Origin of the sequence: Streptomyces sp. NBC_01352 (assembly GCF_036237295.1) — a bacterium.
Taxonomy (GTDB): Bacteria; Actinomycetota; Actinomycetes; order Streptomycetales; family Streptomycetaceae; genus Streptomyces; species Streptomyces plumbiresistens.
This window is the reverse complement of the sequence record NZ_CP108355.1, coordinates 20,144-41,521: the sequence shown is the minus strand read 5'-3', so window position 1 is coordinate 41,521 and position 21,378 is coordinate 20,144. Positions and strand designations below refer to the sequence as shown.

Genomic DNA, 21,378 nt, shown 5'->3' with positions numbered 1-21,378 from the left:
TAATTTGTCGGTGTCGCTCGCGCTCTTGATCGCGTATCCTCAGTGACCATGCTGCGCATTACCGCGATCTCCGGAGGAGAGGCAGGGATCAACTACCTGCTCTCCGGTTCGGGATGCGCCGGCGGGCACGGGCAGGAGGTCGAGGCCACGCTCGACGGGCCGGAGGGCTACTTCGCCAAGGGCACGGAACACGGAACTCCGCTTGCCATCTGGGTGGGTGAGGGTCTCTCAGAGTGGGGTCTCACCGAGGACGCTTCCGCGACGGAGCGTGACATTCGCGCGGTGTTCGCGAACCACTCGCACCCCGAGGAGTACCGGGCCGCGGTGTCCGCCGCGAAGGCGTACATCGACGAGAACGGCATCACCGGCACGGCCGCGCAGAAGGTCATGAAGGACGCCGAGGCCAGCGCCCGCCGGGGCCGGAAGCCATACGAGTACCGCACGGTCGAGCAGCGGGTCGACGACCGCCTGGCGAAGGAGCCGAGCGCCGACCCGGAGCGTGTGGCGGAGATCCGGAGGGAGGAGCGGGACAAGGGTCAGTCCGCTCCCGCCATGTACTTCGACCGGACGTATTCGGTCCAGAAGAGTGTGTCCGTCTACCTCACTTCGCTGGAGGCCGCCGGTCGTCACGAGGACGCCGCGAAGGTGAGGGCCGCGTTCGTCACGGCCATCAAGGCCGGCGAGAAGGTGTTCGAGGCGGAGGCCAGCTTCGGCCGGATCGGCTACCACGGCAAGGCGAAGGGCGACCGCCCGTCGACCGGGAGGTACGTGGACTCGACCGGCTACACGGCCGCGATCTTCACCCACGAGGTCTCGCGTGAGGGTGACCCGCAGTTGCACGCGCATGTGGCGGGTCTCAACAAAATCAAGGTCCACGACGCGGACGGCAATGAGCACTGGGTGACCCTCGACTCGCGTGCGATGAACAAGGCGCGCGAGGCCGCGGCCGCCGTCTTCGAGCGCACGCTTGAGCAGGAGATCGAGAACGTCGCGCCCGTCGTGTTCGAAATGAGGCCGGACGGACTGGCCCGCGAGATCAAGGGGTTCGAGCAGGAGCTGCTCGACGGTATGTCGACCCGTTCCTTTCAGGTCGACCAGCGGTATGAGGAGCTGTTCGAGCAGTACGTCCAGGACCACGGCCGTGAGCCCTCCGCGTACACCCAGGCCAGGCTCAAGGAGATGGCCACGCTGGACACGCGTGACCCGAAGCGGAATGAACACCAGTCGGCCGAGGCGAGGATCGAGCGTGCTACCCGGATCGCCGAGGAGTGCGTCGACGGGGGTCTGCTCGGTGCGCTGGAGCGGGTCGAGCAGGTTGGCGTCGAGACCCGGCTCGCCGAGGTCGACGTCCCCGAGTTCGACCGCGAGCAGGTCATCACGGAGTCGCTGGAGGCCCTGCAGACCAAGCGGGCGACGTGGGACCGCAGCGAGCTCATCCAGCAGCTGAACACCACGCTCGGTGACAATCTCCCGCGCGACATGCCGCTGCTCGCGGTCGCCAACGAGCTGGCCGACGAGGCCCTGAAGTCCGGGAACTACGGCGTCGTGCAGACCGCCGGCCTGTCCATCATCGGTGACGCGCCGTCCCGCATCCGGGCGAGCGACGGCCGCTCGGTGTTCAGCCCGAGCGCCATGGCGTCCGAGAAGTTCTCGTTGGAGGAGCACCTCGGCGACGAGGCCCGGGTCGCTTCCCGCGCCCACCAGACCGGCGCCCCGTGCCTGGCCCCGCCCGTCCTCGACCAGGTGGTGAAGGAGTCCGGCGTCAGCGCCGACCAGGCCGACGTCGTGCGCGGTGTCCTGGGCGACAGCAAGAAGATCAGCGTGGTCGAGGGCCCCGCCGGCGCCGGTAAGTCGTACGCGACCGGCGTGGTCGCGGCCGCCTGGCAGGAGCACACCGGGGGCCGCGTGATCGGCCTCGGTCCGAGCGCCGTCGCCGCCGAGGTCCTCGGCGAGGAGGGCATCGACATCCGGGAGAACACCACCCGCTTCCTCGACGTGTACTCCCAGGGCCTCGGCAGTCGGGAGATGGTCGAGAAGTTCAGGCTGCGCGCGGGTGACCTGGTGGTTCTCGACGAGGCCGGTATGGCGAGCACCGACCACATCACCCGCGTCTCCGAGTTGTGCGAGGCCGCCGGGGCCAAGTTGGTGCTCATCGGTGACCAGCAGCAGCTGCAGTCCCCGGAGGCCGGCGGCTTGCTGCGGACGATGGTCGAGGAGGGCCCGCACTACTCCCTGTCGAACGTGCGCCGCTTCCGGGAGGCGGACGGCACCGTGCGCGAGTGGGAGGCCAAGGCGAGCCTTGCCCTGCGCCGCGGCGATGCCCGTGCGCTGGAGGAGTACCGCCTGCAGGGCCAGATCGAGGGCGGCACGATCGAGGAGATGAAGGACGCCGTAATCCAGGCGTACGTGGCGGACACCCTCGCGGACCGCGAGTCCGTGGTGATGACCGCCACCAACAGCCGCGCTACCGAGCTGAGCAGGGAAATCCGTACGGAGCTCGTGCGGTACGGGCTGGTCGACGAGGAGGGCGTGCCCCTGGTCGACGACAACCGTGCGGGTGTCGGCGACCTCATCCAGGCCCGGAACAACGACGCCAAGTTGAAGGACAGCGAGGGCCGGTTGGTCCTCAACCGCCGGGTGTACCGGGTGACCGGTGTCGGCGAGGAGGGGCAGCTCGTCGCGCGCCGGGTGGCCGGCCGCGACGCCGACGGCACCGAGCGGCTCGCCGGAACGGTCACCCTGCCCTCGGACTACGTCGGGGAGCACGTCTCTCTCGCGTACGCGGGCACGGTCAACGCGGTGCAGGGCCGCACGGTCGGCTACGGCGGATACTTGCTGGTCGAGGAGGGGATGAACCGTCAGCAGGTCTATCCCGGCCTGACCCGTGCCCAGCGGAAGAACCGGGCGTTTGCCGCGTGCCAGGTTCCGGCTGACGAGCACCGGCTGCAGAGGCTCGACCAGGACGCGATGTCCATGCTCCAGACCGCCGTTGAGCGTGACGGAGGCGAGCTGTCCGCGCTGCAGGAGCTGCGGGAGAGCCAGGACTGGGCCGAGTCGATCCCGGCCCTTGAGCCGAAGTGGCGCGACTACGTCGAGGAGCACACCCGCAACCAGTACGAGCCGATGCTTCGGCAGATGCTCTCTGAGGACCACTACAACAAGCTCCGGCAGGGCGATCCCGGCACGGTCTACCGCAAGCTGCGGGAGGCCGAGCTGGCCGGGCACGACGGCAAGAAGCTGCTGGCGAGTGCCATCGCGATGCGCCCGATGAGCTACCCCGTGCCGGACAACGTCCCGGCGCTGGTCAACTGGCGTATCGACACGGTTCTTGAGGACCGCACGCCGGAGCACGAGCCGGCCGGACCCTGCTGGGCGGACCGCACACCGGAGATCCCCGGCATCAACGGCGAAGTCGCCAACAAGCTGGCCGAGGCCATGGACGCCCGGCGCGACGTGCTGGGCGAGCGCCTGGCAGAGGAGCCCCCGGAGTGGGCCGTCCGTCATCTGGGCCCCGTGCCCGAGGACGTCCTCGACCGCGCCGACTGGGAGCGTCGCGTCGGCACCGTCGAGGCGTACCGCGAGCTGTACGGCGTGGACGCCCCCAACACGGCGATCGGCCGTCTGCCGGCGAAGGGTGCGGTCGAGCAGCGCGCCGCGTGGGAGGCCGCGCACTCCGCCCTCGGTCGTACCGAGGACCAGGAGACCCTGGCCAGGACCTCGGACGCTGCTCTGCGCGAGATGGTCAGCCGCTACGAGCGCGAGAAGTCGTGGGCCCCGACGTACATGGGCGAGGAGCTGTCCGAGGCCCGGCAGTTGGTACTGCGCTACGAGGAGAAGGCCATCCTCGCGCAGGCCGACGCCGACCAGTGCACGGACGACGCCGAGCGCGCCGAGCTGGAAGCGCAGGCCCGCGGCTACGAGGACCTGGTGTCCAACATGTCCGAGCGGGTCGAGGTGATGGAGCAGATCGACGCGGCCCGCTCTGCCTGGTACGAGGAGACCGCCCCGGCCCGGGAGGCCGCCGAGGCCGCCCGCGACGAGCTCGACCGCCGTGGTGTCGACGACCAGGCGCAGGCTCAGCAGGACGCCGACGAGGCCGAGCAGCAGCTCGACCAGGAGGTCGACGAGGAGCTCGTCGCCGAGCCGGAGTACGACCTCGACCAGGCGCCGGAGATGGACTGGGAGGTCGAGGGCGAGACCCTCGACCAGGCCCCCGACGTGCGCGACGAGGCCGAGTTGGCCCCGGAGCTCACGCACCAGGAGCAGGAGGAGCTCGACCAGGCGCTCGCCGCGTACGAGCAGCGGCACCGCGTGGCCGCCGAGGTCGCACACGATGCCGAGCAGGCGCCGGAGATGGACTGGGACGTCGAGGGCGAGACCCTCGACCAGGCCCCCGACGTCGAGCAGGAGCTGTCCGAGCAGGACGAACAGCAGCGGATCCAGGACGAACTGGCCGCCGAGGCCGCCGCGTACCGCGAGGACCGGCGGGTCGAGGCCGAGCAGGCCGCCGCCGAGCAGGCGCCGGAGCTCGACTGGGACGTGGAGGGCGAGACGTGGCAGGTCGAGGAGTCCCTCGACGCCACCGAGGAGACCGCCGAGGTCACGGCCGAGGCGGACACGCCCACCTACACGGTGGACCCCGAGATCAACGCGGCGATCGAGGCGTGGGTGCAGCAGTCGCGCGAGCAGGTCGAGGCCGCGCGTGAGGCCGAGCCGCACGACCTCGACCAGGCGCCGGAGATCGATTGGGACATCGAGGGCGAGACGTACGAGGAGCGGCACGAGGAGACCGTCGAGGCGGAGGTCGGGCAGGACGTCGAGGCCGAGCTGCAGCCGGAGGCGCCGGCGCAGGACTTGGTGTCGGTGGTGTCCGGGCCCTCGGCCGAGGAGGAGCTGCTGCGTGCGTACAACGAGACGGAGTACGTCAACGAGAACGCGCGGATCGACCAGGAGCGTGCCCAGCGCGATCAGCTGGCGCCCGCGCAGCAGCAGGAGCCCGAGCAGGAGTCCGCTCCCAAGCTTCCGGTTCAGCTGTCGGACCTGCAGGAGGACCTCGACAAGGCCCACGCCGCGCTCACCGAGATTGCCGCCCGCATGGCGGAGAGCAACCAGGCAGCCGCCGCTGCCGACGAGGCGGTCCGCGCCGAGCAGGCCGAGGTCAACCGCAGCCGTCAGGCCGAGGCCGAGCAGGCCCCGCAGATCCAGCACCAGCAGGAACAGGGCCCGATCATCAGCTACGGCCCGCAGTAACGGCGTGCTGGCCCTCCGGTCGGCCCGCCCCATACCCTCAACCGACCAGGAGGTGAACCGAGTTGAGTGCCCAACCGGAGTGGACGCCGCCCGAACTGCGGTCGCAGGACGAGCTCAAGGCGATGGTCGCGTACGTGACCGAGCACGGCTATGGCAGCACGAGTAAGACCTACGTCCGGGGCATCGTCACGGCGCTGAGCTGGGCGATCGGCGAGGCGGACGTCTCCCCCATCACCGGCAGGTCGCTCGGCCGGCCGGTCACCGGCATGGAGGCCAGCGGCGAGCGCAGCCGCGCGTACGAGGCCCTGTACCCCAACAGCGACCCCGCCCTGTGGCGGGTCACCCAGGAGCAGGGCCAGGACTACACGCTCGCCGTCGAGCACACGCTCGCGTGGGCCACGGGCGGGGACACGGGCCTGGCCGTACCGGCTGACTGGCCCTGGCCCCAAGACCGGTAGGAAAAGCCGCAGAAGGCAGCAGGAAGCCCCCAGCGCGTTGCGCTGGGGGCTTTCCTTGTTCGGGCCGCTAGTTGGCCGCTACAGGGCCAGCAGAGGGCGGCTCACTGCGCTGGTCACGGTCCCACTCGAAGTAGACGGTCAGGGTCGCGTCGTCGTCGATCGCCCGTGGGGCGCCGGAGTGCTTCGGGTCGTTGGCCCATTCGTCGTCCTGGTGTTTCTTCATCTCGATGCACTTGGTGAGGGCCGTGATGAGCCGCCGCTTGACGCCGGGGGCGTACCGGTCGTGCCAGTCCCCCGCACGGCTCGGGGTGCCGTACGACGTCCGGTAGATCTTCATCCATTCCTGGCAGAGCCAGCCCAGTTCGACCACGGCCTCGCGGTGCCGGTACCAGCACGGAGGGATGCGCGGCGGGGTCACCGGGCCGCCGGACACGGAGCCGTAGCCGGTGGGGTTCTGCTCGGCGTAGATGTTCGCCGGCCACCCGACCCACCCGTATGTGCCCTGCAGTTCGGACCGCACCCAGCGGATCAGGACGTCCCAGGCTTCTGCGGCTTCTGCCTTGTTCATGCCGTTGTCGAAGGAGAAGTTCCAGACCGCGAGCTTCTCCTCGGCCGTCGAGGCGAGTGCCTCCAGGTCCTTGGCGAGCTGCTTGACCGTCTTGCCGAGAGCGTCCAGGCCCGTCCGGATCGGGGCGAGGGCCTGCACCTCCGCCTGCAGGCCCGTGGTCCGCTCCTCCAGGTGGTCGAGCGCCTCCTGAACGGAGCCGAGCTGGGCGAGCGCGGTCTGCACGTTGCCGTCGCGCTCGCTCAGCGTCTTGACGTCCTTCTCGACCTTGCCAATGTCCTTGGCCAGGGCGAAAACCTGCGAGGCGAGCCCGCCGTCCACCGCCATCAGCGGCTTCCCTTCGCCATCGAGACGCCGGAGTCCGTGGAGTCGCCCGAACGCTGGCCGGGCACCTTCGGGTTGGACGTCAGCTTCTTCACGTCACGCCGCTTCCACAAGGGCTTGATATGCGTGATGACGGGGCTGCAACCAGCGAAGATGACCAAAGACTGACGCTTGCCGAGCTTGAAAACCTGGCCCGGCGTGATGACCGGCTTCTCCTCGGTGACTGTGGAGATGGACGACTCCCCGTTCTTCGTGGTGGTGGTCCTGCGTTCCTTCTCGTAGGTGCCGCACATGTCGCTGATGTCCTTGCGGACCTGGGCGTCGCCGATGCCGCGCAGGAAGATCCGGATGTTGGCGTCGTCCCAGATGATCCGGCCCGCCTGCTCTCCCCAGACTTTGAACAGCTGGGCACGGGACTGAATGACGATGACCAGGGTGATTCCCCGGCCGCCGGAGTCGGGCATCCAGCTGTCGACCGGCAGCGGGATGATGTTGGCGATCTCATCCAGCGCCCACAAGCAGGGCGGGTCCATCCGACCGCTGCCGTTCTTGTTGCCCAGCTCGATCGTGACGCTGCGCAGGTAGTCCGCGAACATCACGAACAGCGGGGCCACGACGGACCCGGGCTTGTCACTGCCGATCATGTAGAGCGTCCCGCGGTTGAGCAGGAAGGTCTCGGCGTCGAAGTGCTCGCCGGGGCCAGGCAGGACCGTGGCCGCGACCTTGGGGTTCGACATCCAGCCGAGCGCGTTGGACAGCGTCGTGAAGATGCCGTCACCCGTGCCCTGTACGACCTGCTGCCGCTGGACCAGGAGCTCCGCCCAGTCCCGGGCGCCGGCCATGTGCAGGATGTTCGCCGCGGTCTGGTCCTTGCGGTTCTGGCTCCACTGGTAGACGTCCATCATCGTCTTCCCGCCGAGCGCAGCCGCGTGCATGAACCGCGACAGAACCTCGCAGGCCGTGGACTTGAAGAACGCGTCCACGCCCGAGCCGGAGCCGTCGCCGGAACGCGCGCCGTACAGCAGGTACGCGGCCCGCTGAATGGCCACGTCGCGCACCTCGCAACCGCGGATCGGGTCCCAGCGGAAGGTGTTGAGCTGCTGCTCGCCGCTCAGGCCCAGCGGGTCCCAGACCCATACGGGGCCGAGCAGTTCGCGCAGTTCCTTGGTCGCCAGGTGGTCCCCGACCTTGGACGACGTGTGTACGACCGCGCCGTCCCACTGGTAGATCATCGAGTTGATGATGATGGACTTGCCCTGCCTCGACGGGGCCAGGATCAGGTAGTTCGCCTCCGGCGTGCCCCAGATGCCGGTAGGCAGGCCGCCGGAGCGCAGACGGCCCAGCGGCACGGCGTACGCCGTGGTGGCCACCTTCTTCTCCTGCCCGACCAGGCTCGGACGGGTCTGCGGGATCAGCTCCCGGGCGTGACGGGCGCTCATCTCGTCGCGGATCTCCCGCTTGCTGGCGAACCCGGGACGCGGCCTGAACTGCGCCCAGGCCCAGCCGATGCCGCCCACGGTGGCCGCAGCCGCCACGGCCACCGCGATGCCGCCGGGGCCGTACAGGAAGTGGTTGAAGCTTTCGAGGTGGTCGATGATCGCCGGGTTGTCGGTGTTCGTGGCCGGATCGGAGCCGGGCAGACCCGGCACCGGCGTGGCGGCCAGCTCCATGGCCTTAATCTTCGCGTGGGACATCATGGGGTGCGTTCTCCTGTCGTCTCGCTCAGCCCCCGGATAGGCGCTGCAATCGCCTTCCGGGGGCGCTGTCTGTTGTGGGCCGATGACCTTGTTGGGAACCGTACGTCTGAGGTCGGACAACCTCCCGCGCGTTTTTGCGTGGGAGCGCTCGGATAGCGCGCGGTTTGCCGCATACGGCGATCGGATGACCCCCGCCGGTCGAGTCTGCAACGGTCGGCCTGTGGATACTTTCCGCGCAGATTCAGCTGACGAGGCATCAGACCGGCTGACGCTGGCCGTTGATCGAACGGGTCTGCGCGGCATCCTCAGCCCGCTCGTGACCGTCCGCGCGGTAGTCGCTCGGCTCCTGCCGCGCGCCGCTCGACTCCGCGCGGCGGCTTTCCGAGCGCGCGGTTTCGCCCTCCGGCTGCCGCGCGCCGCCGTTGGCGATCATCGCGGCCCGCTTCTTGCCGAACTCGATCAACCAGTTGCGTGCGTTGCCCTCGTTGACGCCGTACGCCACCGACAGCTCCTTGGCGGTCGGGAGCTCCCGGCCCTCGGTCGCGGCCGCGAGGTACTCCACCCAACCCTTCTGCTTGTCCGGGCTGCGGAAGGTCGGCGCCTCGGCCAGCGTCGCCACCTCGGCCTCACCGCCGAGCCGTTCGGCCAGCTGCGGCCGCAGGGACTCCAGCAGCTCCGCCGCCTCCCGTGCCTCAGCCTGCGTGCGGGCCGCCTCCTCGGCCGCCAGGCGCCGGGTCTCCTCGGCCTCCCGCCGCAGCTCAGCAGCCTGTTCGGCCGCCGTGGTGTGCTCACGGACCGCGTGCTGCGCCTCGACGAGAGCCGACCGCAGACGCTCGACCTCACCCTCGGCCCGACGCGCCTCTTCGGTCTTGGTGCGAGTCGTGTCCTCGGCGGTCGCCTGCTCGTTGACCAGACGCTGCAGCTGCTCGCGGATCGAGGTCACCTCAGCCGCGGCCGTGGTGCGCCGCGTGGTCTCCTCGGCGATCAGGTCCTGTACCCGGGACAGCTCCGCAGCCGCCTCGGAGAGCTTCTTCTGCTCCTCCTCGGCACGCTCAGCGAGCCGAGCGACGTTACGGGACTCTTCGGTCATTTCGGATTCCGCGCGCTTCCGCGCAGCTTCCGCGCGCTGCCGAGCGTCTTCCGCGCGCCCCGCCTCAGCCTTGGCCTTCTCGGTCTCCTCGGCCGCCTTGGCGAGTGCCTCCTCGGCTTCCTCCCGCGCGGCCACGGCCGCCGCCTTCTCCTCGACCGCCGCGCGCTTCTCCTCTTCCGCGCGCTCCCGCGCGGCCTCGGCCTCGGCCTGAGCCTGTGCCGCGCGCTCCGCCTGCTCTTCCAGTTCTGCCGCGCGCTCCGCGTTCTCGATCCGCTTCGCCGCCGGCATGATGGCGACCCGCTCCATCAGGTCCGTCACTTCCAGCGGGTCCTTGAAGTTCACCGTGGCGACATCGTCCACCTCGGTCCACCCGCCCAAACCGCGCAGCACGGCGAGCGCCTGGCCGCTGTCGGTGGCGAAGTCGGCCCGAGCCATGGAAGTGGTCGCCGCCTTACGCGCCTGCTCCAGTTCCTTGACCGCCGTGGCGAGGCGCCGCCGCTTGGCTTCCTTGCCCTCGATGAGCGTCTTGTGCGCCTCCAGCAGCGTGCGCAGCCGGAACAGCTGCTTGCCCGCCTTCTTCGCCAGGGCCGCCCGGTAGACCTGCCCGCCCTTGCTGGCCGGGTCGATGTCGAGGCCGGCGAACAGGGCCGCCCAGCCCTTGGTCCACAGCAGCCCGATGAGCTTGGCCGGACCGGGCTTTGCCTCGGTGTCGGGGAGCTCCGCCCCCTTCATGACCGCCCGGAACTCCAGCTCGATGACGACGGCCGCGACAACCGGCATGATCATCATGAACGGTGCGCTCGCCGCGTTGGGGGCGTGGATGAAGTTGGCCGTGGCGGACACGGCGACCAGGCACCAGGCCAGGTCATGCATGAGCCGGAGCTGAGTGGTCCAGCCCTTGTCAGCGCGCTTGTAGAGCAGGGTGAACAGCACCAGCTCCGTGATGTCGAACGCCGCCAGGAATCCGACCGCAAACGGCTCCGGGAGCTGGGCAGTCTCCCGGGCGAAACCCCACATTCCGTACAACGACACGGACATGCTGCACAGGGCCATGACGTACAGCCGCTTGGGCAGCGAGGGCCGCCGGCCGCTGTCCGGCTCCTTGCCCGCCTCGACCGCCGCCTGGCGCTCCTCGGCGAGCCGCTTGCGGGCCCGCTCAGACGCACGCCACGCGGTACGGATCGCCACGTACGTCATGCCGAACCACACCAGGACCACGGCGGCGACGCTGACCGTGAGGACCCAGGCCGGGGTGTCGGACACCATCCGGTCAAGAGTCGACGACCAGTCAACCTCCTGACTGGTTCCTGCAGCTTGTGACCAGGACGGATGCACTCCGGCCGTAGTCTGGGACAGACGCATACAGACCTCCATATCTCTGCGTCTTTGGCCTCGGCGGTCCCTACAACCGCTGGGGCCTCTTCTTTGTGTCGTGCGGGTCAGGCGTTTCGGTTGCGAAGGAACTCGTCGAGCGCTTCGTCGAGGAGGTCCTGCAGGTTCACGTCGTGGGCAGCCGCGTAGAGCTTCATGCGCCGCCGTACGGACGCTCGGACCCGTCCGCTAATGAGGACCCTGTCCTCGGTCGCGGGTGCCGATTTCTCCTGCTCATCGGGCACTTCGCCTCTCCTCGTCGGTGGTGGTTCCAACACTTGGAGCCCCATCTTTCCCTCCCGCTGATCGCGTGTCCCATGACCTTACAGCTAACAAGCTACGAAGTCACGTTCTTAGCTTGTTGACAACGTAGCTTCGATGGGGCTTACTGGAATAGCGAAGAGGGCCGGGGTTGCTGCCCCGACCCTCTCGGACCGAGCCGGAGTTGCTGCTCCGGCTGGTCACGGACACCCCTGCCGTTCTCACCGAGAGGGATCTCCTGTGCGTCATCTTCCCAGGTCCAAGCGTGCCGTCACCACGCACGTGAACGTCGACACGACCACCGCCGCGCCGAACGGGCGCCGGGTGCTGGTCGTGGGCCGCTTCCTGCGCCCGACCTGCGACAACTGCGACGGCTTCAAGGCCGTGAAGGTCGTGATCGGCAAGAGGCTGGTCACCATCCACTGCTCCGAGTGCGCCCCCGCCCCGACCGCCGGCCTCGACGACGTCATGGACGACGTCGAGCGCCAGGACAACGAGCAGGGCCCCGAGGCCGACGACCTGTTCGCGGGGTGGGCCGCATGAGCGCCGAGCAGCAGGCCGAGGCCGCGAGGGTCGCCGCCGAGCAGGCCCGGCAGGCCGAGGAACAGCGCCAGCAGATGGCGCAGGAGCTGATCCGCCACGGCCAGGCCGCCGCCGCCGTCGCCCAGATCGGGGCGCGAGGGTGACCGAGTTCCCCGTCCCGGACGCGGTGCTCAACGCGGAACTGCCGGTCGGCGAGGACTACGTCGCCCCCGCCGACCGGCCCGCCGAGTGGGCCCGTATGGCCCGTGAGCTGGCCGCCAGCGGCTACGACGAGGCGCAGGTCGCCGAGGCGCTCGCGGTCGACGAGGCGACGATCGAGCGTCTCCTGCAGGGGACGGAGGGCCCGCGATGAGGAACCCCGTCCGCCCCCTGCTCGTGTGGTGGGGCCAGGCCCTCGGTGCCGTCGGCATCGTCGAGGACGTCGTGTCCACCGTCCGCGACCGCCGTCTGACCAAGGCCAACAGCGAGCAACTGACCGCCAGCGCGCGGAACACGGCGCTCGCCGAGGCCCGCCGGGGCTGCACCCACACCCCGACGTGCCCGCCGGCCGCCGCGCCGGACCGTACGAAGGCCGCCGAGGTCTGGGCCGACGACGCCTGTGTCTACCTGTGCAACGGGCTCGTACTGGCCGCCAAGGCGATCAAGGCCCCGGACTCCCTGTCCGGCCTCTACACCCCGATGCGGGAGAAGGAGAACACGCCGTGACGCACGACGACCGTGTCCAGGCCGCCGCCGTCATCGCCCTGCTCGCGGCCGTCCTGGCCGCCGTGTGGGGCTGGCGCAACGGCCTGGCTCCCGAGCCCATCGGATGGCTCGCCGGGGCCGCGTACGGGGCCGCGCTGCTGTTCGTGGCCCCGGCCCTGCGGGCGCCGTCCGGCGCCACGGCGGTGACCAGCATCAAGTACGCCCTGTTCACCACGGCGTTCAGCGTGTGGGTTGCCGTCGCCGGGGTCTACGCCATCGGGCAGCTGCTGCGCGGCCGCGAGGACTCGAAGGTGGTGTTCGCATGAGCAGGCTCGCGGAACTCCTCGGCAGCGAGGCCGCCGCCGCGCAGTGGAAGAACTCCCTGGTACACCGGCTGGTCATCTGGGACCGGCTCGACCCGAACGCAGCGCTCGGCATGGTCGAGCGGGCCGTCGCCGAGCACGACCCGGCCTTTCTCGCCGAGATCGGCCAGGTGTGGACCCGGCGGTTCGGGACCGACCCCGATCTGCCTGACGTGCTGTACCTGACGCACTGGCTCGGCAGCGAGCACCTGGTTGCCGAGGACGGAGGCCGTACCGGCACGGGCGTGATCCCGCTCGGCCTGCTGTACGCCTACGAACTCGACTACTGGCACCGCCCGTGACACCCCGCCAGCCCTTCTCCGAGGAGATGGCCGGCGGTCACCAGCTGCGCCTGTTCGACGAGAACCCCGAGTCCGGGCCCGCCACCACGGCGGGCCCGGCCCCGGGCGAGGCGACCACATCCCCCACCACCGACACCGACCCCGAGACGTCCCGGACGGAGCCCCAGCCGTGACACCCCCCGACCAGTTGCCCGCCTGGTACAGCCAGCAGTTGCCGCCCCCGGCGCCGCTGGTCCAGCACAACGGGCTCACCCTGCTCATCGCCTACTCCGGCCGCGTGGTCCCGGTCATCACCACCACGACCGCCTTGATCCTGGCCCGGATCTGGCACGAGCAGGGCGCCGCCAACAGCGTCGGCAACATGGCGTTGGTGCTTGCGCTCGCCGCCGGATCGTTCGCGGCCGCGTGCGTCTCCGCAGTCCACCGCAACGGCGATCCCGTCACCACCGCCGTGGCGTTCACCGGAGCCGGAGCGTTCGCCCTGCTCGGACCCGTTGCCTACACCGCGTCGTGGGCCCTGTCCGCGCTGCTGTGGCTCGTCGCCACCGTCCTGGTCTACGCCGTCACGTCCCGGCACTGGCGGGCAGCCAGGCAGCTGCGCGAGGCCCGCGAGCACGAGCTCACGCTCGCCCGGCTCGACAGCGCCACCACCGTGGCGACCGCCGTGATCGACCGCGACGCCAAGGCCCAGGCCCTGGCGTACGGACTGACTCTCGCCCGCGCCGTCGAGCAGCGCATCCAGCTCGACCCGACCACGTACGACCATGCCGTCCTGCAGAAGGCCGGCCTCCCCGAACTCCCCGCATCCGACCGCTGAGGAGCACCGCACGCATGATCACTGACCCCCGGGTGAACCGCACGATCACCTACCAGACCCACCAGCGACGCGCGATCGAGCCGGACGGCACCACCCACGCCGCCAAGTACGCCGGAGACCGGCAGCACTTCACCCTGGCCTGCGCCGTCTACCCGATGCCCGTCATCGAGCACCTGGTCCACGACGGGAACGTGCAGACCGTCACCTGCCAGGGGTGCCGGACCGCCCTGGCGATCGTCATCACGTGCCCGCTCTGCAAGGCCCCCGGCGCCGAGGAGTTCGGCCTCCCGATCCCCAACACGGACGACTCCGCCGACTGTGCCCGCTGCACGGCGTGCGGGCACACCTGGGGACTCGACCCCGGCGCCAACGGCGCGTGCACCGAGTGCGGAGGCTCCGGCAACACCGGACGCGGCACCTACCGCGACCCGCGCTGTGCCTGCACCGAGGAGGCCGACGAGCCGACCGTCGTCGTCCTGTGCGGCAGCACGCGGTTCATGGCCGAGATGACCGAGGCCAACCTGCAGGAGACCGCCGCCGGCCGCATCGTGCTCGCCCCCGGATGCGACCTCAAGACGACCCACCCGCTGTGGGCCGACCCGGCGGACGCCGAGGCCCTCAAGGCCCGGCTCGACGCCCTGCACCGGGCGAAGGTCCGCATGGCCGACGAGGTGCTCGTCGTCGGCGACTACATCGGCGACAGCACCCGCGCCGAGATCGAGTACGCCCGCCAGCTGGGCAAGCCCGTCCGCTACACCCACCCCGAGGTCGAGGAGACCGCCAAGTGATCCGCATCATCACCGCCGAGACGAAGCGGTACTACGAGGGCAAGGTCGAGGAGGCCGGGAAGGTCCCGGGGCTGGAACACCAGCTCAAGGAGTCCCAAGAGGACGTGGCCATGTGGAAGGCCCAGTCCGACGACTACCAGCAACAGCGCGACCAGGAGCGCGAGCGCACCGGCCAGCTCACGGCCGAGCTGCGCGAGCTCCGCGCCCAGCTCGGCGGACAGCAGGACGAGTTCAACCGCCAGCTCCGCGAGGCCAGTGAGCCCGTCGCGGCCCTGCTCACCGACCTGATCCACCGGGCGGAACACCCCGTCGAGGGCCCCGACTTCCGCAAGGAACTGGCCCTGCGCGTGGTCGAGAGGTGGACCGAGAGCCTGACGCCCGAGGACCAGGCCAGCCCCATGGGCCTGATCCTGCGCATCATCACGGACACCCGGAAGCCCGGCGAGGTTCTCGGCGACGATGCGCCGGCCCCGGCCGAGAAGCCGGGCACCCTGCCCAAGGCCGACCCCAAGCTCGTCGGTCAGACCATGGACGCCGCCCTGCTCCAGGGCCCGGAGCCGTTCCCCGGCCTCGGCTGATCCCCTCACCAGAAAGAGACCTGATGACCGAGAACCTTGATGAGACCATCCAGCTCACGGCCGATGTCGTCTGCCTGCGCGGCGACGACGTCCTGGTGATCCGGCGCGGCTGGGAGCCGTACAAGGGCGAGCTGGCCCTGCCCGGCGGATATGTCGACCGAGGAGAAACGTCCCGCGAGGCCGCCGCGAGGGAGCTCCGGGAGGAAACCGGGATCACCGTCGCCGCCGAGGACCTCGACCGTATCGACGTCTACGACCGCCCCGACCGAGACCCGCGCGGCCGGTTTGTGAGCGTGGCCTACTTCGTCGAGGTCCCCGCGGACACCGTCGCCCAGGCCGGAGACGATGCGATCGCCGTGCAGTGGGTTCCCCTGGCCGACCCCGGTCACCTTGCGTTCGACCACGGCGAGATCCTGGCCGATGCCAGGCGCCACCTGCTCACCGTTGGCTCCGGCCGCCGCTGAGCTCACACGGAAGCGCCCGCCCCCCACGACGTCCGGGGGCGGGCGCTTCGCTGTGCTGCCGTCAGCCCTCGACAACCTCCGCGTCGATGACCGTGTCTTCCGGCACCACGGTCTTGCCGCTCAGCCAGCGGCCCGCCGCCTTGATGCGGTTCACGGCCTTCTCTGCCGCCGGAACGTCGTCCGGGGCGACACCGGCCTCAGCGAGGGCAGCGAGCCGCTCGACCAGGTCATCCAGCTGCTTCACTGCCGCGTCGAGTGCCGAGTTCACCCGGCGCTGCTCGAAGGAAGCCTCTACCTCTTTCGCTTTCGTGTTCGAATCTTCCGAAGCTTCGGAAGCGATGTCCTTCCAGGTCTTCCGCAGCCCGTCCTCGGTGACCTTGCCGTCCCGCTCCAAGGTCTCCGACCACATCCTCGGCGCGACCTCGGCCCCGGCGGACCGCATCGCCGGAATGAGCGCCCGGACGTGTCCCGTGTTCACGGCGATGCCCTGCACCCTGTAGTCGGTCGTCCCCGCGATGCCGAGGCCCGCCCGTACCTCCACCGAGTCCATGATCAGGTACGTGTGACTGCTCTCGTAGCCGAGAGCCCGCTTCGCCCACTGGCGGAAGGTGAGACCGTCGACCAGTTCTTGCATGGTCTCCCAGTGGTCCCGCACCCACATCAGGTACGGCCCGGCAGTGTCCATGAAACGGGCTGTCGACCGCTCCCGGGCCTCCCGGAGCGTTTCCTCCCGCCGCTCCTCAGCCTCCCGGATGACTCGCGCGCACTCCGCCAGCTGCTCCGCCGGCGACAGCTGACTCAGCCGCTGGGCAGCCGAACCCAGCACCATCAGGGCCCGGTTCTGCGGCGAACCGGCCGCAGCCGCCGCCAGCTCCAGCCCGCCCGTGCCGCCGTTGCGGTCGGCGAGGCCACTCTGCAGGGCCGCGAGCTTGTCGGCCGTACCGTTCTTGGTCTTGGTGCTCACCGGCCCGACACCGCCGCAGCACCGATCCCGGCCAGTTCTCGCGACAGCTTGCCCAGGGGCGAAGTGAAGTCGATCCGGACCGGCTTGGGAAAGCTCTGTCCGTAGCCGTCCATGGCGTGCTGATCAGGCATCTCGTTCGTGAGGACGTGGTACTTGGCCCCGGCCAGGGCGTCCCTGCTCTGATCGGCAGCGTTGGCCGACGACTTGGTCCGGGTCAGCAGGATGACCAGCTTCGGAGCCCTGCCGCCGACCGCCTCGATCTGCTTAATCGCGCTCAGCAGCGACCCGGCACGGTTCAGTTCCATCCCCGTGGGCTGCAGGCAGAGCACCGCAACGTTGACCAGCGACAGCGCCCGCAGGTGGATCGTTTCCGGCTTCCGCTCCCAGGCCGGGGTGTCCAGACCGAGGATGCCGCCCGCAGGCAGGTACAGGTCGAGTTCGACGTCCAGGTCGTCATGGTTGGCCGGCGCCTTGCGGACCGGGGCGCCGAGGGACGAGGTCTTCGACCAGGTGTAGAGCGATCCGTCCTCGTGCTCACCCGGCTCGTCCGAGTCCATCGCCCCGCAGGGGATGCTGTCCGCCGCCCAGTGCGCGGTCACGTGCGCGAGCGTGGTGGTCTTCCCGGCGCCGCCCTTGCCGAACACGCCGATCTTGCAGCCCTGCGGTGGGATCACCACAGGCTCCCATTGGCGGGGAACGGTAACGTCTTTGGTGTCTGCCACGTCTGAACTCCTCTGTCGTCAACGGGGGTTGTGTGGCAACGAGACGCGCCCGCCGGGTCTGCCTCCGGCGGGCGCGTGACGATCCGCTGATATTACGGACGCCCCGCTACCGAGGAACGGTATCGAGGCTGCCCGCCGCCGCGAGGGACAACGCCCGCGACGGCCCCTGTGTCATCCTCCCGGCGGTAGCGCCGGCCGCCGCGGTTGACGACGACGGGCAGGAGCCCCGCCCCCCGACCGCGCGCGGCCCGACCGGGGGACGTCGTCCCGCTCGACCGTCACGGTCGGCGCCCCGGCCAGCTGCACGTCCAGGACGACGCGGAGCCCGCCGCCCCGATGCGAGAGCTTGGTCGGTTCGCTCGCCTGCAGGGCCGTGCACGCGTTGAGCAGCGGCAGAAGCACCGCCAGGACGTCCTCCCCGATCTGCTTGTCATCGGTCATCACTCGTACCTGAACCATCAGTTCGTCCCCTCACTCGTGCCGCCGGCGCCCACGGCCGCCGTGGCGTACTCGTGCGCGTACCTGCGTCCCATGGACCGGAGGCAGTCGAGCACCGCACGGCAGTCCCCCGCAGCCCTGTGGCCGCCGTCCAGGGCCTGCCAGGTGTTGTTGCCGTGGTACTCGTTCCAGTCGCCCACAAAGTCCGAGTACGGGATCATCACGTCCTCGAACCGCATGACGTCGAGCCAGGCCGCCGCCTGCTCACGGGCCTCAGCGAGCGCCCGCGCCCGCAGGTCCGCCGCCACGGCTTCCGTGCCCTCGGTCTCCTCGGCAGCCTCCCGGGCCGCGCGGTTGAGGAAGTGGAGCGTCAGCTCGTGCCGCAGCCGGTTGACGTCGTACACGTCGTTGTAGATCAAGCAGCGCTTGCCGTCGAGCAGGCCGGTCAGCTTCACGAGCACGTCGGAGAAGGTGGGTGCCGAGGCGACCATCGCGTCCGTGATCCCGTGGAACTCCGAGTTCGGGATCGGCTCGCCCGGGTTGAGGAGCGTGTCGAGGAGGACCTCCCCGCGCGAGTTCAGCACGGCCAGCTCGACGATCCGCGCCTCAGCGTGCAGGCCCGACGTCTCGGTATCGAGGACCAGGACGTCCGGGTCGACGAGCGCGGCCGCGGCCCACCGCTCGCGAGTCTCGGCCGCCAGCTGCTCGGCCTCCCGTCGTTCCTTTTCCCGACGCTCGTACGCCGCCTGGTACTTGGCGCGTTCCTCGGCGTCCCGCCGCTCGTTGGCCTCGGTGCACGGCGGACACCGTGTCGGCCAGTGCGAAGCCCTCGACCACCAGGTCCTCTCCGCCCCCTGGCCCCTCTGGTAGGCCCGCGCCTCCTTCTTCGTCACGAGCTTCACCGAGCAGCCGGACCCGTAGCCGTCCCCCGGGCACACGGTGACCTTCTCGACCCACGCCACCGCCTCCTGGCGCTGCTCGTCGAGCTGCTTGCGGCGGCATCCTCCACAGCGGTGATGCGCCGGGAGCCGCCGCTCGGAGACCTCCCGGCAGTCCCAGCACGTCCGCGCCTCCTTGCGCTGCTGCTCGGCACGGGCCTTGTCCCAGCACACCGAGCACCGCTTGCCGTGCACGATCCGGTCACGGACCTTGCCGCACGTCGGGCAAGTCCGCCGCTTGGCCATCCGGGCCTTGGTAGACGAGGGCAACGGCCGCATCTTCTCCGCGCCGGCGGGGTCGTACAGCGGGATGTCGCCGTACTTCCGCGTCCCGATGTACGCGAGGACCGGCTGTCCCTCGGTCAACTTGAGTCGTTCTTCACCGAGTTGGGTCTGCGTACGCAGGTACGGCGGAGCCTGGCCCCAGCTGTAGACCGGCACGCCGTCGATGTGGCTCCGGGGCTTGCCCTTGGCGACCCGGGACAGGTCCGGCTCCGTCCGGCTGGACGGGATCTGCTCCGTCACCGCCGCCGTGGTGGTGCTCACTCATGCCTCCCGAAAGAGCTGTCGAGGGAATCAAAACCGTAGCATTCATAAACCCCATTCCGCCACCGCTCAAACATTCCCATCGGCTCAATTCGGATGGCGAAATTGTGCCCCTAATACTGCGTGCGCGGGGGCGCATTATCTAAATGGAGATCCATTATTTAGCGCGTGGATCTTCACTCGTCCGACGCAGCGGGTCCGTACCGGGCCAGGGCCTCCCGGACGATCCTCGGCACCGGGTACAGCCGTGCCGCCAGCTCGTCGCGCTGCACCTTCTGCGCCTCGGTGAGCACGAGGCCGGCGCCCACCAGGTCGCGCTCGTTGAGCTCACGCAGGGGTTCCTCCGAGACCCGCCAGGCCGCCGTACGCAGGCGCTTGACCAGGGTGGAAGGGAAGTCGTAGTTCCGTTGGACCATCGAGACGCCCAGGCTCGGCCCCGGCCACCGGCCGGAGAGGGCGAGCCCGGCCTGCTCGAAGTCGGTCAGCTCCGGCCACGGGCCGACGAGGTCCGGCTCGTCGAGGCGCTGCTCGACCGCCGCGGCGACGATCGTCTCCAGAGGAGGCCATTCCTCCGCCCGCATCCGGGCCACGATGATCCGTGCCTGTCGCCGCGTATTTCCCTGGTTCACCAGTGCATTTACAGTCGCCTTTTCCTCTAGCCTCTGCTGCCTTTTCACGAGGTCCAGGCGTGCCGCCTGATACGCGTAGATCATCACGGTTACGGGGGTCTTGGTCACGGACTTATCTTAATGGAGATCCATTGATCAGCGGCGGCTCGCCCGATTTTTCCCCCGGCAAGCCATCGATCTGAAGGCAACCGTGACCACGGCAACGGCGAAGGCCTTCAACCTGTCCCAGGTCAGGAGCCCCTTCGTTTTGAAGGGGACGCGAGGGGTCGGCTGCTCCTCGGCCCGAGGGGCCTGCGGTGCCCCGCCGGGGCGGCTGGTCAACGCCGGCGACTGCGGGTCGGTGGGGGCCATCAAGGAGGGAGGCGTGGCTAAGACCGGGAAGGGGTTGCTGGAGACACACGCGCGCCTGCTCGGCAGGGTGCGGGTCCGCCGTGGCTGACTTTCGTGGGCTGAGGTCGAGTCAGCTGGCAGGAGAGTCCCGGTCGGTTGTCGTCTGCAGAAAGTGCCCTGAACATGGCGGAGCCCCCAGCTGGGTCGGGTGGACGACCAGCTGGGGGCTCCCTGCGCCCGAGCCCACGGGGGAGAGGCGTCGGGCGGTCTCGGAGGTGGTCAGGTGGGCGACGTGTCCTCGGGAGGGTCGAGTTCGTCCAGGCGCTCGTACAACGACTTGACCGTCTGGGCCCGTTGCCGCACGCAGCGCGCCGTGCCCACGTACGGCTCGGCGAGCTGGAGATCGGCTTTCGCGAGGACGACCTCGGCCCGGATGCGGGTCCAGTTGAAGATCGGCATGGTGTCGGAGTAGCGCCGGACGTCCGAGGCGACCGCACGGGCGTGACCGGTCAACTGCAGGGCGATCTGCTCGCAGTCGCTCGGCGGCAGGACCGCATCGTCGTCCCAGGCCAGCACCGCCGCGACCAGGCACATGTACGGCTCGCGGTCGAGGGGGAGCTCCGCCTCGATGAGGCCCTCGGGGTCGTACAGCACGGTCGGCTTGTTGCTCATGAGGCCACCGCCCCGCACGTCGCCGTGCGGCCGGTCAGGGCCTCGTACAGCCGCCGGGGGTCGAGGGCGCCGGCGGTCACCACAGCGCGGAGGGAATCGGGGGCGAGCCCCACGAGCGTGGCGTCCTCACCCTCTTCGCCCCACTCTCCCCCCTCGGCCTGCTCTTCCTGGGGAGTGAGCTGCGGAGGAGGCAGGCTCAGCCACGCCGCGGCGTACGACCCGGCACCGCCCGGCGCGGGCACCACGACCCACCCCCCGCGCGGTACGACCCGGACGTCCGGCTCGAACTCCCACAGCTGCGCCCAGCCGGTGGGCACGACCGCCAGCAGCTTCCCGTGCAGGTAGTCGGCGATGAGCGAGTGGCCGTCCGCGATCGGCACCTCGGCCGCGTCGAGCGCCGCGAGTCCGGGCGTGAGCGGCAGGACGATGACGTCCAGGCCGCCGTCGTGCTGCAGGAGGCGCGTGGCCCAGGTGCTCGCTGCGAGCAGCTCGTCACGGCGTTTTCCCTGCGGCTCGCTGTACTGCGATGTCCACGTGGGAGGGGTCTTTCGGGACTTGGCCATATCCGGACGGTAGGGGCGGTAT

23 protein-coding genes and 1 pseudogene are annotated in these 21,378 nt (G+C 69.9%); 13 read left to right on the top strand and 11 right to left on the bottom strand.

Going from position 1 to position 21,378, the window contains the following annotated elements:
- The first annotated feature begins 48 nt into the window (after positions 1-48).
- Positions 49-5,250 (top strand): MobF family relaxase, encoded by a 5,202-nt coding sequence (gene mobF, locus OG252_RS52225; RefSeq protein ID WP_329345493.1) that lies wholly within the window; start codon positions 49-51, stop codon positions 5,248-5,250.
- Positions 5,251-5,312: 62 nt separating this feature from the next.
- Positions 5,313-5,708 carry a hypothetical protein gene (locus OG252_RS52220; RefSeq protein WP_329345491.1) on the top strand — a complete coding sequence of 132 codons (396 nt, stop codon included), beginning with the start codon at positions 5,313-5,315 and terminating at the stop codon, positions 5,706-5,708.
- Positions 5,709-5,775: 67 nt separating this feature from the next.
- On the opposite strand, the gene OG252_RS52215 is transcribed toward OG252_RS52220, so the two are convergent.
- The 4 genes from OG252_RS52215 to OG252_RS52200 all read right to left on the bottom strand — a co-directional run bounded on the left by OG252_RS52215 (position 5,776) and on the right by OG252_RS52200 (position 11,000).
- Positions 5,776-6,600 (bottom strand): hypothetical protein, encoded by an 825-nt coding sequence (locus OG252_RS52215; protein WP_329345489.1) that lies wholly within the window; start codon positions 6,598-6,600, stop codon positions 5,776-5,778.
- A complete protein-coding gene (locus OG252_RS52210; RefSeq protein ID WP_329345487.1) occupies positions 6,600-8,294 on the bottom strand; it encodes a type IV secretory system conjugative DNA transfer family protein in 1,695 nt (564 codons plus the stop codon). Before OG252_RS52210 ends, OG252_RS52215 begins: the two co-directional genes overlap by 1 nt.
- A 256-nt stretch (positions 8,295-8,550) precedes the next feature.
- Positions 8,551-10,650, bottom strand: coding sequence for a hypothetical protein (locus tag OG252_RS52205; protein WP_329345485.1), 2,100 nt, complete (start codon positions 10,648-10,650; stop codon positions 8,551-8,553).
- 173 nt (positions 10,651-10,823) lie between these two features.
- Positions 10,824-11,000, bottom strand: a complete 177-nt coding sequence (locus OG252_RS52200; RefSeq protein WP_329345484.1) for a ribbon-helix-helix domain-containing protein — start codon at positions 10,998-11,000, stop codon at positions 10,824-10,826.
- A gap of 256 nt (positions 11,001-11,256) precedes the next feature.
- On the opposite strand from OG252_RS52200, the gene OG252_RS52195 reads away from it, so the two are divergent.
- The 11 genes and pseudogenes from OG252_RS52195 (at position 11,257) to OG252_RS52145 (ending at position 15,554) form a co-directional block, all read left to right on the top strand.
- Positions 11,257-11,559: a hypothetical protein gene (locus tag OG252_RS52195; protein ID WP_329345482.1), complete on the top strand. Its 303-nt coding sequence runs from the start codon at positions 11,257-11,259 to the stop codon at positions 11,557-11,559.
- Entirely contained in the window at positions 11,556-11,702 is a 147-nt protein-coding gene (locus OG252_RS52190; RefSeq protein WP_329345481.1) for a hypothetical protein, read from the top strand. The genes OG252_RS52195 and OG252_RS52190 overlap by 4 nt, the downstream gene beginning before the upstream one ends.
- Entirely contained in the window at positions 11,699-11,911 is a 213-nt protein-coding gene (locus OG252_RS52185) for a hypothetical protein (protein ID WP_329345479.1), read from the top strand. The genes OG252_RS52190 and OG252_RS52185 overlap by 4 nt, the downstream gene beginning before the upstream one ends.
- Positions 11,908-12,264, top strand: a complete 357-nt coding sequence (locus OG252_RS52180) for a hypothetical protein (protein ID WP_329345478.1) — start codon at positions 11,908-11,910, stop codon at positions 12,262-12,264. Before OG252_RS52185 ends, OG252_RS52180 begins: the two co-directional genes overlap by 4 nt.
- Positions 12,261-12,569, top strand: coding sequence for a hypothetical protein (locus OG252_RS52175; protein WP_329345477.1), 309 nt, complete (start codon positions 12,261-12,263; stop codon positions 12,567-12,569). Before OG252_RS52180 ends, OG252_RS52175 begins: the two co-directional genes overlap by 4 nt.
- Positions 12,566-12,907 carry a hypothetical protein gene (locus OG252_RS52170; protein ID WP_329345476.1) on the top strand — a complete coding sequence of 114 codons (342 nt, stop codon included), beginning with the start codon at positions 12,566-12,568 and terminating at the stop codon, positions 12,905-12,907. The genes OG252_RS52175 and OG252_RS52170 overlap by 4 nt, the downstream gene beginning before the upstream one ends.
- Positions 12,904-13,080, top strand: a complete 177-nt coding sequence (locus tag OG252_RS52165; protein WP_329345474.1) for a hypothetical protein — start codon at positions 12,904-12,906, stop codon at positions 13,078-13,080. Before OG252_RS52170 ends, OG252_RS52165 begins: the two co-directional genes overlap by 4 nt.
- Positions 13,077-13,724, top strand: coding sequence for a hypothetical protein (locus OG252_RS52160; RefSeq protein WP_329345472.1), 648 nt, complete (start codon positions 13,077-13,079; stop codon positions 13,722-13,724). The genes OG252_RS52165 and OG252_RS52160 overlap by 4 nt, the downstream gene beginning before the upstream one ends.
- Before the next feature lie 461 nt (positions 13,725-14,185).
- Positions 14,186-14,512: pseudogene (locus OG252_RS52155) on the top strand (hypothetical protein); the annotation flags it as partial.
- Complete coding sequence (locus tag OG252_RS52150) at positions 14,509-15,090, top strand: hypothetical protein (RefSeq protein ID WP_329345471.1); 582 nt, start codon at positions 14,509-14,511, stop codon at positions 15,088-15,090. The pseudogene OG252_RS52155 and the gene OG252_RS52150, both read left to right, overlap by 4 nt.
- Positions 15,091-15,113: 23 nt before the next feature.
- A complete protein-coding gene (locus OG252_RS52145) occupies positions 15,114-15,554 on the top strand; it encodes an NUDIX hydrolase (RefSeq protein ID WP_329345469.1) in 441 nt (146 codons plus the stop codon).
- 61 nt (positions 15,555-15,615) lie between these two features.
- Here OG252_RS52145 and OG252_RS52140 read toward each other — a convergent pair whose 3' ends face one another.
- The 7 genes from OG252_RS52140 to OG252_RS52110 form a co-directional block, all read right to left on the bottom strand.
- Entirely contained in the window at positions 15,616-16,518 is a 903-nt protein-coding gene (locus OG252_RS52140; RefSeq protein ID WP_329345467.1) for a hypothetical protein, read from the bottom strand.
- Complete coding sequence (locus OG252_RS52135) at positions 16,515-17,192, bottom strand: hypothetical protein (RefSeq protein WP_329345466.1); 678 nt, start codon at positions 17,190-17,192, stop codon at positions 16,515-16,517. The genes OG252_RS52140 and OG252_RS52135 overlap by 4 nt, the downstream gene beginning before the upstream one ends.
- Positions 17,193-17,411: 219 nt before the next feature.
- Complete coding sequence (locus OG252_RS52130; RefSeq protein ID WP_329345464.1) at positions 17,412-17,681, bottom strand: hypothetical protein; 270 nt, start codon at positions 17,679-17,681, stop codon at positions 17,412-17,414.
- Positions 17,682-17,698: 17 nt separating this feature from the next.
- Positions 17,699-19,162 carry a 3'-5' exonuclease gene (locus tag OG252_RS52125; protein ID WP_329345461.1) on the bottom strand — a complete coding sequence of 488 codons (1,464 nt, stop codon included), beginning with the start codon at positions 19,160-19,162 and terminating at the stop codon, positions 17,699-17,701.
- Between the two features lie 176 nt (positions 19,163-19,338).
- Positions 19,339-19,791, bottom strand: coding sequence for a hypothetical protein (locus OG252_RS52120; protein ID WP_329345460.1), 453 nt, complete (start codon positions 19,789-19,791; stop codon positions 19,339-19,341).
- Positions 19,792-20,400: 609 nt separating this feature from the next.
- Positions 20,401-20,793: a restriction endonuclease gene (locus tag OG252_RS52115; protein WP_329345531.1), complete on the bottom strand. Its 393-nt coding sequence runs from the start codon at positions 20,791-20,793 to the stop codon at positions 20,401-20,403.
- Entirely contained in the window at positions 20,790-21,356 is a 567-nt protein-coding gene (locus OG252_RS52110; RefSeq protein ID WP_329345530.1) for a hypothetical protein, read from the bottom strand. The genes OG252_RS52115 and OG252_RS52110 overlap by 4 nt, the downstream gene beginning before the upstream one ends.
- Positions 21,357-21,378: the final 22 nt, after the last annotated feature.

Bases quoted from the DNA above. Each gene is read 5' to 3' on its own strand.
- OG252_RS52205 (WP_329345485.1), bottom strand. From the start codon at position 10,650: ATGGTGTCCGACACCCCGGCCTGGGTCCTCACGGTCAGCGTCGCCGCC.
- OG252_RS52115 (WP_329345531.1), bottom strand. From the start codon at position 20,793: ATGAGCAACAAGCCGACCGTGCTGTACGACCCCGAGGGCCTCATCGAG.
- OG252_RS52215 (WP_329345489.1), bottom strand. From the start codon at position 6,600: ATGGCGGTGGACGGCGGGCTCGCCTCGCAGGTTTTCGCCCTGGCCAAG.
- OG252_RS52145 (WP_329345469.1), top strand. From the start codon at position 15,114: ATGACCGAGAACCTTGATGAGACCATCCAGCTCACGGCCGATGTCGTC.
- OG252_RS52170 (WP_329345476.1), top strand. From the start codon at position 12,566: ATGAGCAGGCTCGCGGAACTCCTCGGCAGCGAGGCCGCCGCCGCGCAG.
- OG252_RS52210 (WP_329345487.1), bottom strand. From the start codon at position 8,294: ATGATGTCCCACGCGAAGATTAAGGCCATGGAGCTGGCCGCCACGCCG.
- OG252_RS52190 (WP_329345481.1), top strand. From the start codon at position 11,556: ATGAGCGCCGAGCAGCAGGCCGAGGCCGCGAGGGTCGCCGCCGAGCAG.
- OG252_RS52130 (WP_329345464.1), bottom strand. From the start codon at position 17,681: ATGACCGATGACAAGCAGATCGGGGAGGACGTCCTGGCGGTGCTTCTG.
- OG252_RS52180 (WP_329345478.1), top strand. From the start codon at position 11,908: ATGAGGAACCCCGTCCGCCCCCTGCTCGTGTGGTGGGGCCAGGCCCTC.
- OG252_RS52110 (WP_329345530.1), bottom strand. From the start codon at position 21,356: ATGGCCAAGTCCCGAAAGACCCCTCCCACGTGGACATCGCAGTACAGC.
- mobF (WP_329345493.1), top strand. From the start codon at position 49: ATGCTGCGCATTACCGCGATCTCCGGAGGAGAGGCAGGGATCAACTAC.